Source organism: Streptomyces sp. NPDC034103, from assembly GCF_055575395.1.
In genome coordinates, this window is the sequence record NZ_JBVISS010000011.1 from 55,293 (window position 1) to 69,879 (window position 14,587).

Here is a 14,587-nt window from a genome sequence, read left to right on the forward strand (position 1 = left end):
CGACTCCCGACGCCGGGGGTTTCGTCATGCCGCGCCGCGTCTTCTCAGGTCGACGCCGAGCGGTACTTGCGCACCGCCAGCGTTCTGAAGACGACGATGATCAGGACCGACCAGATCAGTGACGCCCACACCGGGTGCTGCATGGGCCAGGCGTCCGAGGTCGACACCCCGGGGTTGCCGAAGAGCACCCGGCAGGCCTGGACCGTGGCACTGAAGGGGTTCCAGTCGGCGACGTGGCGCAGCCAGGGCGTCATCTGGCTGGAGTCCACGAACGCGTTCGAGACGAAGGTGACCGGGAAGAGCCAGATCAGTCCGCCCGAGGTCGCCGCCTCCGGTGTCCGCACGGAGAGCCCGATGAGGGCGCCGACCCAGGTGAAGGCGTACCCCAGCAGAAGCAGCAGTCCGAAGGCGCCGAGCACCTCACCGATGGTGGTGTGGGTGCGCCAGCCGACGAGCAGGGCCACCATCGCCAGCACGAACAGCGTGAGCGCCGTCTGCACCAGGTCGGCGAGGGTCCGGCCGGTCAGCACCGCGCCACGCGCCATGGGCAGCGAGCGGAAGCGGTCGATGAGCCCCTTGTGCATGTCGTCGGCGATACCGGCGCCCGCGCCCGCGGTGGCGAAGGTGACGGTCTGCGCGAAGATGCCGGCCATCAGGAACTCGCGGTAGACCGAGGGTTCCGTGGTGCCGCCGATGTTCATGGAGCCGCCGAACACATAGCTGAACAGCACCACGAACATGATGGGCTGGATAAGCCCGAAAATGACCATCTCGGGGATCCGGGACATTCTGATCAGGTTGCGCTTGGCGACGACCAGCGAGTCCCGGATCGACTGGCTGACCGGGTTCGCGGCGGGCGTGACCCGTACGGCGTCGGTGACGGCACTCACTTGCCGGCCTCCTTCTTCTGGCGGCGGTCCTTGGCGTCCTTGGCGGCGCCGTCCACGCCGTTCTCCTCCGCCTGGGTCTCGGCGTGGTGGCCGGTCAGGGAGATGAAGACGTCGTCGAGGGTGGGGCGGCGCAGGCCGATGTCGTCGATCTCGATGCCCCGTACGTCCAGTTCGCGGATGACCTCGGCGAGGAGCTTCGCGCCGCCGGTGACGGGCACGGTGAGCTGGCGGGTGTGCTCCTCGACGGTGGTGTCGCCCTTGCCGAAGCCGGCGAGGACCTCCCGGGCGGTCGGGATGTGCTCGCGCTCGTGCACCACGACCTCGACGCGCTCGCCGCCGGTACGGGCCTTGAGCTGGTCGGAGGTGCCGCGGGCGATGACACGACCGTGGTCGACGACCGCGATGTCGTGCGCGAGGTGGTCGGCCTCTTCCAGGTACTGCGTGGTGAGCAGCAGGGTCGTACCGCCGGAGACGAGCTGTTTGATGACCTCCCACAGCTGCTGGCGGTTGCGGGGGTCGAGGCCGGTCGTGGGTTCGTCCATGAACATCACGGGCGGGGAGACGACCAGGGCGGCCGCGAGGTCGAGGCGGCGGCGCATGCCTCCGGAGTAGGTCTTCGCGGGACGGTCGGCGGCGTCCGCGAGGTGGAACTGGTCGAGCAGTTCGCCGGCCCGGACCTTCGCGTCCTTGGCCTTCATCTGGTAGAGCTGGCCGACCATCTGGAGGTTCTCACGGCCGGTCAGATACTCGTCGACCGCGGCGAACTGGCCGGACAGGCCGATCGAGCGGCGCACCTCGTTGGGTTGCTTGAGCACGTCGAGGCCCGCGACGACCGCCTTGCCGCTGTCGGGGCGCAGCAGGGTCGTCAGGCAGCGGACGGTCGTCGTCTTGCCCGCGCCGTTCGGCCCGAGCAGGCCCAGGACGGTGCCCTCCGGCACGTCGAGGTCGACGCCGTCCAGAGCCCTTACGTCACCGAAGGTCTTCACCAGGCCTTCGGCGTAGATGGCGCCTGGCATATGAAACTCCACGTCATCGGGGATTCTTCGAAAAGCCTAGATTTGCGCGTTTTATCCCGCCTGGCGAGGGCGGGCAGTGGCGATGGGCCACTATGAGACACACCATAACGCGATGTATCGCGTCTCTCAACGGAATTGCTCGAACGAGTGAGGAAGAAGCTGCTGAGCTGGGAGTTCGGCGCCCCGGCGACTCAGTCGATGACCGTGTAGCCCGCGTTCCGCAGGGCCTGGCCGACCTCGGCGCAGTGCTCCGGACCCTTCGTCTCCAGGTGCAGCTCCACCTCCGCCTCCGTGAGCCCGAGCCGTGGGTCGGTCCGTACGTGACTCACATCGAGGACGTTAGCGTCCACCACTGACAACACCCCGAGGAGCGTGGCCAGGGCGCCCGGCCGGTCCGTCAGCCGGAGCCGCACCGCGAGATAGCGGCCCTGCGCCGACATTCCGTGCCGCAGCACGCGTTGCAGGAGCACCGGGTCGACATTGCCGCCGGACAGCACCGCAACGACCGGCCCCTCGAAGGCGCCCGGGTCGCTGAGCAGCGCCGCGACCGGGCTCGCCCCGGCGGGTTCGACGACCAGCTTGGCCCGCTCCAGACTCAGCAGCAGCGCGGCGGACAACTCGTCCTCGGTCACCGTACGCACTTCGTCGACCAGTTCGCCGATGATTTCGAAAGGGACGTCGCCGGGACGGCCGACCTTCATGCCGTCGGCCATCGTCGCCGGGTGCTCGATCGTCACCGGGCGCCCGGCCGCCAGCGAGAGCGGGTACGCGGCCGCGCCCGCCGCCTGGACCCCGACGATCCGCACATCGGGCCGCAGCGACTTCACCGCGACCGCGACCCCGGCCGCCAGACCGCCGCCGCCGATGCCCAGGACGATCGTGCGCACCTCCGGGCACTGTTCCAGGATCTCCAGGCCGACCGTGCCCTGACCGGCGATGATGTCCGGGTGGTCGAAGGGGTGGATGAACACCGCGCCGGTCCGCTCCGCGTACTCCTGCGCCGCGGCCAGCGTCTCGTCGACCACCTGCCCGTGCAGCCGGACCTCGGCGCCGTACTCCCGGGTGGCGCTGATCTTCGGCAGCGGGGCGCCCTGCGGCATGAACACCGTGGAACGCACGCCGAGCAGGGACGACGCCAGCGCGACGCCCTGCGCGTGGTTGCCGGCGCTCGCGGCGACGACCCCGGCGGCCCGCTCCTCGGGGAGCAACGCGGCGATCCGCACGTAGGCGCCGCGCAGCTTGAACGAGCCGGTGCGCTGGAGGTTCTCGCACTTGAAGTGCACCGGCGCGCCCACCAGCTGGGACAGGTGCCGGCTGCCCTCCATCGCGGTCGTCCGCGCCACCCCCGTGAGCATCTTCTGGGCGCCGCGCACGTCGTCGAGGGTGACGGACCGCAGGGAGTGCAAGGAGTCAGCCGTGCCGTAGCTCATGACACAAGCATCGCAGTTCACAGGCGCAAGCGGCCGCTGTGACCAACCTCCGAGACCGGTTTGCACAGCGTCGGTACGGCCCGCCTCCCGGCCGCGTACCCTGTCCCCCAACCCAGCACCCCTTATCTGAAGTGAGCCCCCGGCCATGCCCACAACACCTGGAATGTCGATGGACATGACGACCGTCGGTGACACCGGTCTCCTCGACACGCTGCAGCACGAGGTGGCGGTCTTCGCCCGTCGTGCCGAACAGACCCGGCTCGGCGGGGTCGGGCAGGTGCGCAACTCCATGGACCGCGCCGCATACCTGCTGCTCAACCGGCTCGACAAGGAAGGCCCGATGGGCGTCAAGGCGCTCGCCGCGAGCATGGGCATCGACTCGTCGACGGTCACCCGGCAGGTGGCTCCGCTCGTGGACACCGGGCTCGTCAAGCGCACCTCGCACCCGGAGGACGGCCGCGCGGTGGTGCTCCAGCTGTCCCCGCGCGGGCTGTCGCGACTGGAGGAAGTGCGTTCCTCGCGGCGTCAGTTGATGGCCGAGCTGACCCACGACTGGGCGCCTGGGGAGCGCGAGGCGTTCTGCACGCTCCTCACGCGCTTCAACACCGCCCTCTCCTCCCGGATGGCGGCGCAGGGCATGCCGGGCGCGGAGCCGCCGTCGGCCTCCTGAGGCCGGCTCCCCGGACTCCGCGTTCCGGGGTGCGGCTCTTGACGGAGGCGTGCGCGGCTCTTGACCGAAAGGCCACCCCTGGCCTCATATGAGACCGGGTCCTCAACTCGCACACGGTTCCGTATCCCGTACGCGGCGCGGGGCCCGTTTCCTCACAGGTCGCCCTCAGGCGGGAGGCGTGGTGCGTCGACGGCTTGCGTCCCAGGACGCCCGCCGGGCCCGGGAGTTCGAGGCGTTCGTCGCGGGTGCCGGCGGGCGGCTGCTGCACACCGCGACGCTGCTGACGGCGGAGGCGCCGGACGACAACCCGCGCGCGCGGCGGCTGCTGACGCTGGCGCTCGCCCACACGTACGCGTGCTGGGAGCGACTGCGCGGCGAGGACCCCTACGACCGGACCCGCCAGTACCTGGCCTCCCGATTCGCGCGCGGTGCCTGGCACCAGTACGGCGGTCTCGGCGGCGCCCGCCCGCACCCCGCCAGCCCGCTGGCCGCGCTGGCCCCGCAGGAACGCCTCGTCCTCGTCCTGCGCCTGTACGAAGGCGTCGCCGAGGAGCAGACGGCGGCCCTCCTCGGCCTCACCACGGAACGTGTCCGGACCATCTGCGACCGGGCGACGGCGACCCTGCTGCATCCGCCACGGGGGCCCGCCCCGGCGGTGCGGGGCGCGAAGGTGGCGGCGTCATGAGCGCCGGAACGCGTACGGGGAGGGAGCGGTCATGAACCGGCCGGAACGCGAGGCCGCCGTACGCCGCATCATGGAGCGGGTGTCACCGCCGGTGCCGCCCGAGATTCATCTCGAAGCCGTACGCCGGGGCAGCCGCGCGCTGCGGCGCCGGCGGGCGGCGATGCTGCTGATGTGGTCCGTGCTGTTCGCGGCGAGCGTCGCGTTCTTGGTGTGGGCGGTGCTGGCCCGCCCCTGGGTGGAGCCGCCGTCGACGACGACCCCACCGCTGACCGGCTGGTGAACCGGCCGAAGGGCTAGCCCAGGGCCTGCTGGAGGTCCTCCAGGAGGTCCTCGACGTTCTCGATGCCCACCGACAGACGGACGAGGTCGGCGGGGACCTCCAGGGCCGAGCCGGCCACGGACGCGTGCGTCATCCGGCCGGGGTGCTCGATCAGGGACTCCACACCGCCCAGGGACTCGCCGAGGGTGAACACCTTGGCGCGGTTGCAGACCTCGACGGCCGCCTCCTCACCGCCCTGGACCCGGAAGGAGACCATGCCGCCGAAGGACCGCATCTGCTTGGCGGCGACCTCGTGGCCGGGGTGGTCCTCCAGGCCCGGGTACAGCACCTCCGTCACGCGCGCGTGCCGGGTCAGCATGTCGGCGATCTTCGTGGCGTTCTCGCTGTGCCGGTCCATCCGCACCGACAGCGTCTTGGTGCCGCGCAGCACCAGCCAGGAGTCGAAGGGTCCGGCGACCGCGCCCATCGCGTTCTGGTGGTACGCCAGTTCCTCGCCGAGCGCCTCGTCAGCGGTGATCAGCGCGCCGCCGACGACGTCCGAGTGACCGCCCATGTACTTGGTCAGCGAGTGCACCACCACGTCGGCGCCGAGCGACAGCGGCTGCTGAAGGTACGGCGTGGCGAAGGTGTTGTCGACGACGAGCTTCGCGCCCGCGTCCCGCGCGACCTGGGCGACGGCGGCGATGTCGGTGATGCCGAGCAGCGGGTTGGAGGGGGTCTCCACCCACACGGCCTTGGTCTTCGGGGTGATGGCGGCCCGTACGGCGGCGGGGTCGCTGGTGTCGGCGACCGACCACTCCACGCCCCACCGGGCGACGACCTTGGCGAAGAGCCGGAAGGTGCCGCCGTACGCGTCATTGGGGATGACCACGTGGTCACCGGGGCTGAGCAGCGTACGCAACAGGCAGTCCTCGGCCGCCAGTCCGGACGCGAACGCGAGACCTCGCCGGCCGCCCTCGAGGGCGGCGAGGTTCTCCTCCAGGGCGGTGCGGGTGGGGTTGGCGCTGCGGCTGTACTCGTAGCCGCCCCGCAGACCGCCGACGCCGTCCTGCTTGTACGTCGAGACCTGGTAGATCGGCGGGACGACCGCACCGGTGAGGGGGTCCGCCGTGTTGCCCGCGTGGATGGCGAGCGTCTCGAAGTGCTGACTGATGTGCCTGTCGCTCATGGGGACCGAGCGTAGTCCGCTCGCGGGGCGTGTGTCGTACGGCGACGCCCGAGCGGGGTTCTCCCGAGGGTCCGGAGGCGGCAGGGGGAAGTCTCCCGCAGGCGCCCCGGGGGCGGGAGGGGGAGGTTTCCACAGGTTCTTCGGGGGCGGGAGCGGAAGTTTTCCACAGGCCGGGGACCGGGTTGGCCAAGTGTCGGCGGTGTCTGGAACGCTTGAGCCATGGAAATTCTCTGGGTCCTGATGGCGCTGGTCATGCTCGGCTTCGTGCTGCTGCCGGTCATGCGGCGCAGGCGGGGCATGATCGAGCAGGTCCCGCCGGGCCACCCGGACGCCGCGGACCCCGCGGACTACGGCTTCGTACGCCAGGAGGAGCTGGACGTCCGTATGCCCGGCCCCGACCAGGACCTGCTGGACGTCCTGGACCTGGTGCAGCGCACACAGGACTACCGGGCGGCCTCCCAGCTGCTGGCCGGCACCGAGGCGCAGGGCGAGCTGCGCTGGCAGCGGGTGCAGGCCTTCGCGGGCGCGGCCTCGCTGGAGCTGGCGCAGCGGCCGGGCGGGGTGAGCGAGTCGCCGGGCGGCCAGTGGCTGCGGGTGTGGCGGGCCGAGCAGCCCAAGGACGCGGGCGGCGCGGCGGTGCACGCGGAGTTCCTGGTGCAGCAGGCGTGGCGCACGGCCACGCCCGGCACGGACGCGTTCCGGATCATCATGGAGGAGGCGAGGGCGGCGTGCGGCGAGGCGGCGCTGCTGGCCCCCGGTGACCCGGTCCCGTACATCGTGGAGCTGTCGGTGGCCCGCGGCCTCACGTACTCGCGCGAGGAGTTCGAGCAGCTGTGGCTGAAGATCCTCGACCGCGCCCCGGCGCACATGGGCGCGCATCTGGCGGCGCTGCACTACTGGTGCGAGAAGTGGCACGGCTCGCGTGAGCTGGCGACCTCCTTCACGGAGGCGGCCGCCGCCCGCGCGCCCCGCGGTTCCCTCCTCGCCGCCATGCCCCTCTTCTCGGTCTTCGAGCACCTGCCCGAGCTGAACCTGGTCAGCGGCTTCTACCAGAGCGAGGTCGTCACCAAGGCGATCCACGGCGCGCTGCACGCCGTGCACTCGGCCCGCGCGGACGACCCGATGCTCGCGCACGTCCGGCACATGCTGGTCTTCTTCCTCGTCCGCGGGGAGCGCTGGAAGGAGGCCATGAACCAGCTCGTCCACATCGACGGCCATGTCGGCGCCCTGCCGTGGACCCTGTCCGCCGACCCGGCGGGCGAGTTCGCGGTCTACCGGGCGCTGGCGGTCGCGGGCTACGAGGCGAACGGCGGCAGCCCGGCGACGCTGCCGCACTAGGGCCTGGCGAGGCGGGACCTGCACGGAGTCCTGACGGGCTCCGGCTACGGCACGATCACCACGGAGATCCTCCCGGCACCGGAACGCCCCTTCTATCCGGCCGAGAGCTACCACCAGCAGTACCTCGACAAGCACCCGGCCAGGTACTGCGGGATCGGCGGGACCGGTGTCTCCTGTCCGATCGGTGTGGTCCGGGCCGAGGGCTGAGTCGCTTCTGGCGTCGGCCGGCAGGGCGGCCCTGCGGGCGCTGACGATCAGCCGGGCTCGGCCGAAGTCGCGTCTCGATGCTCGTACAAGCTGTCGGTTGCGGTATGGATGTGCCCGGAGTGCCCATAGGGTGCTTCCGTGACTGCCACGTTGAGTTCCACGAGGGTCCGGGCCGCGCTCCGCACATCGGCGCGTGTGTCCGGGGAATTGCTGCTGGTCCTGCTGATGCTCGCGGTGGCGCTGTGGCTCCTTGGCCGGACGTGGTCGGTCGTCTGGCCCTTGGTGGTGGGGCTGTTGCTGACGACACTGACCTGGCCGCCGACCCGGTTCCTGCGCCGCCGCGGATGGAAGCCCGCCGTGGCCGCGTCGGTCGTCACGGTGGTGTTCCTGCTGGTCGCCATGGGGGTCGTGGCGCTGATCGCGGTGCCGGTGGCGTCCCAGTCGGGGGAACTGAGCGACGGTGTGTTCAAGGGTGTGCAGGAGTTGCGGGAGTGGGCCGCCGGGCCGCCGTTGAACATCGACGACGCCCAGATCAACAAGGCCTTCGACTCGGCCGTCTCCCGCGCGCAGGACGGTCTCGGCAGCATGGCCGGCGCCGTCGTCACGGGTGTGAGCACCGTGCTGAACGGACTGGTCACCGCCGTCCTGGCGCTCTTCCTGATGTTCTTCTTCCTCAAGGACGGGCCGCGGTTCCTGCCGTGGCTGGCTCGCCAGTTGCCCGGTCGCCTCGCCACCGACGTCCCGACCGTGGCGGCGCGCGGCTGGGAGACGCTGGGTGCGTTCGTGCGGTCCCAGGCGGCCGTCGGTCTGCTCGACGCGGTCCTGATCGGCCTCGGCCTGTGGATCCTCGGGGTGCCCCTGGTGCTGCCGCTGGCGGTGCTGACCTTCGTCTCGGCGTTCGTGCCGATCGTCGGTGCCCTGTTCGCCGGATTCGTCGCCGTGCTGATCGCGCTGGTCTCCAACGGCCTCACGGACGCGCTGATCGCGCTGGCCATCATCCTGGTGGTGCAGCAACTCGAGGGCAACGTCTTCCAGCCCATGATCCAGAGCCGCGGGCTCGGCCTCCACGCGGCCGTGATCCTGCTGGCCGTGACGCTGGGCGGCAGCCTGGCCGGCATCGTCGGCAGCCTGCTCGCGGTCCCGGTCGTCGCGGTGATCGCGGTGGTCTGGGACTACGTACGGGAGCAGCTCAGCGAACCGACCGAGGGCCCGGAGTCCGAAGAGTCCGACGACGGCGCCCCCCTCCCGTCGGCCTAGCAGGCCCTGTCGTCACAGCTCCCTGCGGTGAGGTGGACGGCGTGCGAAAACCGGTGGCCGTGTCCGCGGGGCCGGCCGCAGGCTGTACGCCATGGAACGACCGCAGCGCGAGATCCGCGCGACCTTCACCGACTCCACGATCACCGTCTACCAGGCGTACACCCCGGGAATCGGCGGCCCCGCCGCGCGGGCGGGGCGTTTCCCGTCCACGTGGAAGCGCGACCGGATGACATGGATCAAGCCCTCGTTCCTGTGGATGATGTACCGGTGCGGCTGGGGGGACAAAGAGGGGCAGGAGACCGTTCTCGCGGTCGACATCCGGCGTGACGGCTTCGACTGGGCGTTGCGGCACGCCTGCCTGTCGCACTACGTCCCCGGCGTGCACCCCGACCGAGCCGCCTGGCAGCGTGAGTTGAGGCAGGCGCCCAGTCGTGTGCAGTGGGATCCGGAGCGGGATCTGCATCTGCGGCCCCTCCCCCACCAGTCTCTGCAACTCGGTCTCTCCGGCGAGGCGGCACGACGCTACGCCGACGAGTGGGTGGTCGGCATCCGCGATGTGACTCCGCTCGCCCATGAGGTCCGGGCCCACGTCCAGGCGGGCGAGCTGGACTCCGCCGCCCGACTGCTGCCCCAGGAACGCCGGTACCCGGTCGGGGAGGAGGCGCTCGCACATCTGTGCGGCTGAGACCGGGGCACTCTCGCCGCACGGGGCCACTCCTCACCGCGCCGGGCGCCCCCGCCTCCCCCACCCCCTCAGACGAACGTCCTATACAAGCGTATTGCGCGATCGCCCAATACCTCGATACGGTTCTCTCGTCGCAACCTCGCGACGCCCGACAGGGGGACCTCATGACCGCCGCCACCCGCCACGCGTCCACCACCCGCTCCACCCTCCACCTCGCCGAACGCCGCCTGTCCTACGTCGACTTCGGTGGCCCCGGCCGCCCCCTCGTCGCCCTCCACGGACACCTCTCCGAGGGCGCCTCCTTCGCCCCGCTCGCCGGGGCTCTGGGAGCCGAGTGGCGGGTGATCGCGCCGGATCAGCGGGGGCACGGCGAGTCGGATCGTGCCGCCGAGTACACCCGCGAGGGCTACCTCGCCGACGTACTGGCGCTGCTCGACCACCTGGCGCTCGACCGGGTCGTGCTGCTCGGGCACTCCCTCGGCGCGATCAACGCCTATCAGTTCGCCGCCCGGCACCCCGAGCGCGTCAGCGCGCTGATCAACGTCGAGGGGGCCGCCGCGCTCGGGCTCGACGGGGCGAACCCCTTCGGGTTCCTGCTGGACCTGCCGTACGAGGCCCCGACCCGCGAGGCACTCCTGCGGGGCATGGGACCCGCCGCGCCGTACTTCTCCGAGCGGCTGCGTGAACTCCCGGGCGGCGGCTGGCGGTTGCCGTTCCACCCGCAGGACATGTACCGCTCGGAGGACCTGGTGCACGGCGATCACTGGGCCGACTGGACCGCCGGCGCCTGTCCCGCCCTGCTGATCCGCGGCACCGGGGGCGTCATCCCGGTCGAGCAGGCCGACGCGATGGTGGAACGCCGCCCCGGCACCAGGAGGGTGGACCTGGACGCCGACCACCTGATCCCGACCAGCGCCCCGGACGAGTTCGCCACCGAGGTCCGCGCGTTCCTCGCGGCGCTGTAGCGGCGCCCGCCCCTCACCGGGACGTTGTCAGCTTCTTCATCTGCGCCTCGACGATCGCCGACGGTACGACGGCCGGGTCCGCCTCCCCCGTCGCACCAGGGCGGTTGAACTCGCAGAACAGGGCCACCGCCGCCCCCTTCCGCACGGCCAGCACCGCGAAGGGGACGCGGACCGGCTCCTCGTCCTCGTCCAGCGCCGCGAGCTGGGTGAGCCGCAGGGACACGGAGTCGTCGCCGTAGCCGGGATCGGACCGCACCTCGACGTCGTCGTAACGGAAGCCCACCGACACGTCCTTGAAGGTCTCGCACTCCTCGGCGGCCGTGCGGAGGGACTCCATCACCCGGGCGGCGTCCTGGCCACTGTGGGACGACAGGACCATGGAGGCGCCGGTCGCGCTGTCCTTCTTCAGGGCGATGATCCGTCCGGCTCGCGCGACGGCCGCGAGGCCGCTGCTGCCGCCCAGTGCCTGTACGACAGGGGCGCAGGCGGCGGGTTCGGCCGTACGCCGTGACGCCCCGGTGGCGGTCACCATCTTGTTGATCTCGTATCCGGCGAGGTCCGCCTCCGTGACCACCGCCTGTTCTAGCCCGGCCGAGCTCAACGGCTTGCCGCGCACGGTGCCGCGCGCCTCCGGCGCCGAGTCCTCCCCGCCTCCGCCCCCGCCCCCGCACGCGGTGAGCGTGGACAGGACCGCCAACGCGGCCACGACCGCAGGACAAGCACCCACACGTGGCCGCCGAACCATCGCCATCCCCACCCCTCACCCGTCGCCCCTCCCCCAGGGCGTGGGCAGCAGCGTAGACCGGGGCGCTGGTGCAGACGGTTCGTCGCGCTCACCGCGCTGGTCAGCGGGCCGTACCTGCTGTGCCGCTGTGCCGCCCTACGCAGACGGCACGGTGAGGCCGCACCACCGGGAGGGAACGCATGACCGCCGTACCCGAACGGCACAGCACGCCCCCGCAGCGAGGTGAGGGCCCCGGAGCAGTGCGGCTCCGGGGCCCTCGGTCACAGGGGCGGTGGCGTCAGATCGTCGCCGTGTCGATCACGAACCGGTAGCGGACGTCGCTCGCCAGCACCCGCTCGTAGGCGTCGTTGATCTCCTCCGCGCGGATCAGCTCGATCTCCGCGCCGAGACCGTGCTCAGCGCAGAAGTCCAGCATCTCCTGGGTCTCGGCGATACCGCCGATCATGGAACCGGCGAGGGTCTTGCGGCCGCCGATCACCGAGAAGAGGTTGAGCGCGATCGGCTCCTCGGGGGCGCCGACGTTCACCAGCGCGCCGTCCCGCCGGAGCAGGGAGAGCAGGGCGCCGAAGTCCATCGGCGCCGAGACGGTGGAGACGATCAGGTCGAAGGTGCCGGCCAGCTCCTCGAAGGTCTTCGGGTCGCTGGTGGCGTAGTAGTGGTCGGCGCCCAGCTTCAGGCCGTCGTCCTTCTTGCGCAGCGACTGGGACAGGACGGTGACCTCGGCGCCGAGCGCGTGGGCGATCTTGACGCCCATGTGGCCGAGGCCGCCCAGACCGACGATGGCGACCTTCTTGCCGGGGCCGGCGTTCCAGTGCTTGAGCGGGGAGTACAGGGTGATGCCGGCGCACAGCAGCGGGGCGGCCTCGTCGAGGGCGATGCCGTCGGGGATGCGGACGACGAAGTTCTCGTCCACGACGACCTTCTCGGAGTAGCCGCCGTAGGTGGGCTCGCCGTCCTTGCCGATCGCGTTGTAGGTGCCGACGAAGCTGGTGCAGTACTGCTCCTCGCCGGCCTTGCAGCTGTCGCACTCGCGGCAGGAGTCGACCAGGCAGCCGACGCCCACCCGGTCGCCCACCTGGAACTTCGTCACACCGGGGCCGACCTCGGAGACGACACCGGCGATCTCGTGGCCGGGGACCATCGGGAAGATGGCCTCGCCCCAGCCCTCGCGGGCCTGGTGGATGTCGGAGTGGCAGATGCCGGCGAACTTGATGTCGATCAGGACGTCGAACTCACGGACCGCCCGCCGTTCGATGGTGGTGCGCTCCAGGGGAGCCTTGGCGGAGGGGGCGGCGTACGCAGCAACGGTGGTCATGCCGGGTTCTCCTAGCAGTGGTCTCGCACCCGGCCGCCTTCTGACCGGGTACGCCGCCCAGCTTGCCGGAGCGGCGGGCATCCACCCAGGTCACGGCTGTTCGTACGCCCGCTGGTCCTACTACTGGCGGGGTCAGGATGGTGGGCGTACGACCGTGAATACTTGAGGCATGGACGAACGCCGTGAACCCGTACCGGAGCCCACCGGCGCCGCACTGGACCGCCGGGCCGAGCTGAGCGAGTTCCTGCGCACCCGGCGGGCCCGGCTGAAGCCCGAGGACGTCGGGCTGCCGGACTTCGGCCGGCACCGGCGGGTGCCCGGGCTGCGGCGCGAGGAGCTGGCGCAGCTGGCGGGCGTCTCGGTGGCGTACTACACGCGCCTGGAGCAGGGCAACGGGCAGAACGTCTCCGCGGAGGTGCTGGACGCCATCGCCCGCGCCCTCCGGTTGACGGACGCCGAGCACGCCCACCTCACCCACCTCGCCAAGCCGAAGCAGCACAAGAGGAAGACGAGCGGGCGGCCGCAGCAGGTGCGCGGTTCGCTGCTCCAGCTGCTGGACACGATGGAGGGCTGCCCCGCCTACATCTTCGGCCGGCGCTCGGACATCCTGGCCTGGAACCGGATGGCCGCGGCGGTCTTCGGCGACTGGGCGCAGCTGCCGCCGCAGGAGCGGAACTGGGCGCGGCTGGTGTTCCTGCGGCCCGAGTACCGCGATCTGTTCGTGGCGTGGGACCAGAAGGCCACGGACATAGTGAGCTTCCTGCGCATGGACGCCGGCTGCCATCCCGACGACCCTCGGCTGTCCGCCCTCGTCGGTGAGCTCTCCGTCAAGAGCGAGGAGTTCAGACGGCTGTGGGCCACCCATGACGTCAAGGAGAAGGGGTACGGCGTCAAACGCCTGCACCATCCCCTGGTGGGCGACCTCACGCTCCACTTCGAGTCCTTCCGGCTCCCCGACGAGAGCGAGCAGATGCTGATCACCTACCACGCGGAGCCGGGGTCCCCGTCGGCGGAGGCCCTGCGCCTGCTGGCGAGCTGGGGCACCGACGCGACCCGCGCGGGCCAGGACTGGGCGGCCCCGCAGGCCTGACCCTCACCCCTGGTACGGCGGCGCCGCTCCCCACTGCCACTTCGGCACCGGCTGCTCGGCCGGCGGCTTGGCGTCCGGGCCGGAGAAGTGCACGGCGAGCCGCGTCCCCCACTCCACGTACGCCAGGAACGCCGAGCGGAACTCCGCGTCCGTGGGCAGGCCCGCCTCGTCCGCCGCGTCCTGGATGAGGTCGACCCAGCGGCGGCGCTGCGGCTCGGTGATGGCGCGGCCCAGATGCTTGGCGACCATGTGGCCGTGCCCGCCCTGGGTCTCGGAGTACGCGGGCGGGCCGCCGAAGACCTCCGCGAGCCAGAGGGCGACGTGCTGGGCGTGCTCGGGGGCGAGCCCCGCGAAGACCGGGGCGAGGAGGTCGTCCTTGCGGACCTTGTCGTAGAACACCGACGTCAGGCGCGTGAAGGCCTCCGCGCCGCCCGCCCAGGCGTACAGCGTGGGCACGGCCGCGCCCGTGCCGCGTACCGTCGTCGGCTTGTAGTGCCGCATCTCCTCGATGTCGGCGGTGTACGGGCGGATCTCGGCGAGGAAGTCGGCGAAGCGCTCGGACTTGCGGAAGCCCTCCAGGTGGTCCTCCGTGGAGGTCCAGGTGATCCGCAGCACGAAGTGCGAGAAGTCCTCCTCGCAGCGGGCCAGTTCGTAGTCCACGCAACTCTCGGCCGCCGCCAGCTGTACGGCGGCGCGGGTGTAGGCGGCGAGGAACTCCGCCGAACTGTCTTCCGGGATGCGGTAGCGGATGTACTCCACTGTGTGAGCCGTCATACGCCCCACACAAACACGGAAGTCCCGCCGGAAGCTCTCCCTCCGGCGGGACTTTCGCTCATGGCCTACGGC

At 71.2% G+C, this 14,587-nt stretch carries 15 protein-coding genes and 1 pseudogene; 9 read left to right on the forward strand and 7 right to left on the reverse strand.

The features are described 5' to 3' along the window. Positions 1-44: 44 nt before the first annotated feature. The 3 genes from ACZ56U_RS24740 to ilvA all read right to left on the reverse strand — a co-directional run bounded on the left by ACZ56U_RS24740 (position 45) and on the right by ilvA (position 3,336). Positions 45-890 carry an ABC transporter permease gene (locus ACZ56U_RS24740; RefSeq protein ID WP_469086180.1) on the reverse strand — a complete coding sequence of 282 codons (846 nt, stop codon included), beginning with the start codon at positions 888-890 and terminating at the stop codon, positions 45-47. After that, complete coding sequence (locus tag ACZ56U_RS24745) at positions 887-1,906, reverse strand: ATP-binding cassette domain-containing protein (RefSeq protein ID WP_469086181.1); 1,020 nt, start codon at positions 1,904-1,906, stop codon at positions 887-889. The genes ACZ56U_RS24740 and ACZ56U_RS24745 overlap by 4 nt, the downstream gene beginning before the upstream one ends. Positions 1,907-2,097: 191 nt before the next feature. After that, the gene (gene ilvA, locus ACZ56U_RS24750) at positions 2,098-3,336 is read right to left on the reverse strand and encodes a threonine ammonia-lyase (RefSeq protein ID WP_469086182.1); all 1,239 of its coding nucleotides are present in this window, start codon (positions 3,334-3,336) and stop codon (positions 2,098-2,100) included. A 163-nt stretch (positions 3,337-3,499) separates the two neighbouring features. On the opposite strand from ilvA, the gene ACZ56U_RS24755 reads away from it, so the two are divergent. From ACZ56U_RS24755 to ACZ56U_RS24765, 3 genes are all read left to right on the forward strand, one after another. Then, a complete protein-coding gene (locus ACZ56U_RS24755; RefSeq protein WP_469086419.1) occupies positions 3,500-4,006 on the forward strand; it encodes a MarR family winged helix-turn-helix transcriptional regulator in 507 nt (168 codons plus the stop codon). A gap of 181 nt (positions 4,007-4,187) precedes the next feature. Then, positions 4,188-4,691, forward strand: a complete 504-nt coding sequence (locus ACZ56U_RS24760) for a sigma factor-like helix-turn-helix DNA-binding protein (protein WP_469086183.1) — start codon at positions 4,188-4,190, stop codon at positions 4,689-4,691. 31 nt (positions 4,692-4,722) lie between these two features. Beyond that, entirely contained in the window at positions 4,723-4,971 is a 249-nt protein-coding gene (locus ACZ56U_RS24765; RefSeq protein WP_469086184.1) for a hypothetical protein, read from the forward strand. A gap of 13 nt (positions 4,972-4,984) precedes the next feature. Here ACZ56U_RS24765 and ACZ56U_RS24770 read toward each other — a convergent pair whose 3' ends face one another. Continuing rightward, entirely contained in the window at positions 4,985-6,139 is a 1,155-nt protein-coding gene (locus ACZ56U_RS24770; RefSeq protein WP_469086185.1) for a cystathionine gamma-synthase, read from the reverse strand. A 219-nt stretch (positions 6,140-6,358) separates the two neighbouring features. Here ACZ56U_RS24770 and ACZ56U_RS24775 point away from each other — a divergent pair, with 219 nt between their 5' ends. The 5 genes and pseudogenes from ACZ56U_RS24775 to ACZ56U_RS24795 all read left to right on the forward strand — a co-directional run bounded on the left by ACZ56U_RS24775 (position 6,359) and on the right by ACZ56U_RS24795 (position 10,591). Next, positions 6,359-7,477, forward strand: coding sequence for a hypothetical protein (locus tag ACZ56U_RS24775; RefSeq protein ID WP_469086186.1), 1,119 nt, complete (start codon positions 6,359-6,361; stop codon positions 7,475-7,477). Positions 7,478-7,501: 24 nt separating this feature from the next. Next, positions 7,502-7,684: pseudogene (locus ACZ56U_RS24780) on the forward strand (peptide-methionine (S)-S-oxide reductase); the annotation flags it as partial. 138 nt (positions 7,685-7,822) lie between these two features. Beyond that, the gene (locus ACZ56U_RS24785) at positions 7,823-8,941 is read left to right on the forward strand and encodes an AI-2E family transporter (RefSeq protein ID WP_469086187.1); all 1,119 of its coding nucleotides are present in this window, start codon (positions 7,823-7,825) and stop codon (positions 8,939-8,941) included. Positions 8,942-9,032: 91 nt separating this feature from the next. After that, positions 9,033-9,626 carry a DUF4291 domain-containing protein gene (locus tag ACZ56U_RS24790; RefSeq protein ID WP_469086188.1) on the forward strand — a complete coding sequence of 198 codons (594 nt, stop codon included), beginning with the start codon at positions 9,033-9,035 and terminating at the stop codon, positions 9,624-9,626. A 164-nt stretch (positions 9,627-9,790) separates the two neighbouring features. Next, positions 9,791-10,591 carry an alpha/beta fold hydrolase gene (locus tag ACZ56U_RS24795; protein ID WP_469086189.1) on the forward strand — a complete coding sequence of 267 codons (801 nt, stop codon included), beginning with the start codon at positions 9,791-9,793 and terminating at the stop codon, positions 10,589-10,591. A 13-nt stretch (positions 10,592-10,604) separates the two neighbouring features. On the opposite strand, the gene ACZ56U_RS24800 is transcribed toward ACZ56U_RS24795, so the two are convergent. Together ACZ56U_RS24800 and ACZ56U_RS24805 are read right to left on the reverse strand one after the other, a co-directional pair. Beyond that, the gene (locus ACZ56U_RS24800; protein ID WP_469086190.1) at positions 10,605-11,297 is read right to left on the reverse strand and encodes a hypothetical protein; all 693 of its coding nucleotides are present in this window, start codon (positions 11,295-11,297) and stop codon (positions 10,605-10,607) included. Positions 11,298-11,613: 316 nt separating this feature from the next. Beyond that, positions 11,614-12,651, reverse strand: a complete 1,038-nt coding sequence (locus ACZ56U_RS24805; protein WP_469086191.1) for an NAD(P)-dependent alcohol dehydrogenase — start codon at positions 12,649-12,651, stop codon at positions 11,614-11,616. Positions 12,652-12,820: 169 nt separating this feature from the next. Here ACZ56U_RS24805 and ACZ56U_RS24810 point away from each other — a divergent pair, with 169 nt between their 5' ends. Beyond that, a complete protein-coding gene (locus tag ACZ56U_RS24810) occupies positions 12,821-13,741 on the forward strand; it encodes a helix-turn-helix transcriptional regulator (protein ID WP_469086192.1) in 921 nt (306 codons plus the stop codon). A 3-nt stretch (positions 13,742-13,744) separates the two neighbouring features. On the opposite strand, the gene ACZ56U_RS24815 is transcribed toward ACZ56U_RS24810, so the two are convergent. Beyond that, positions 13,745-14,515: a globin domain-containing protein gene (locus ACZ56U_RS24815; protein WP_469086193.1), complete on the reverse strand. Its 771-nt coding sequence runs from the start codon at positions 14,513-14,515 to the stop codon at positions 13,745-13,747. Positions 14,516-14,587 lie beyond the last annotated feature (72 nt).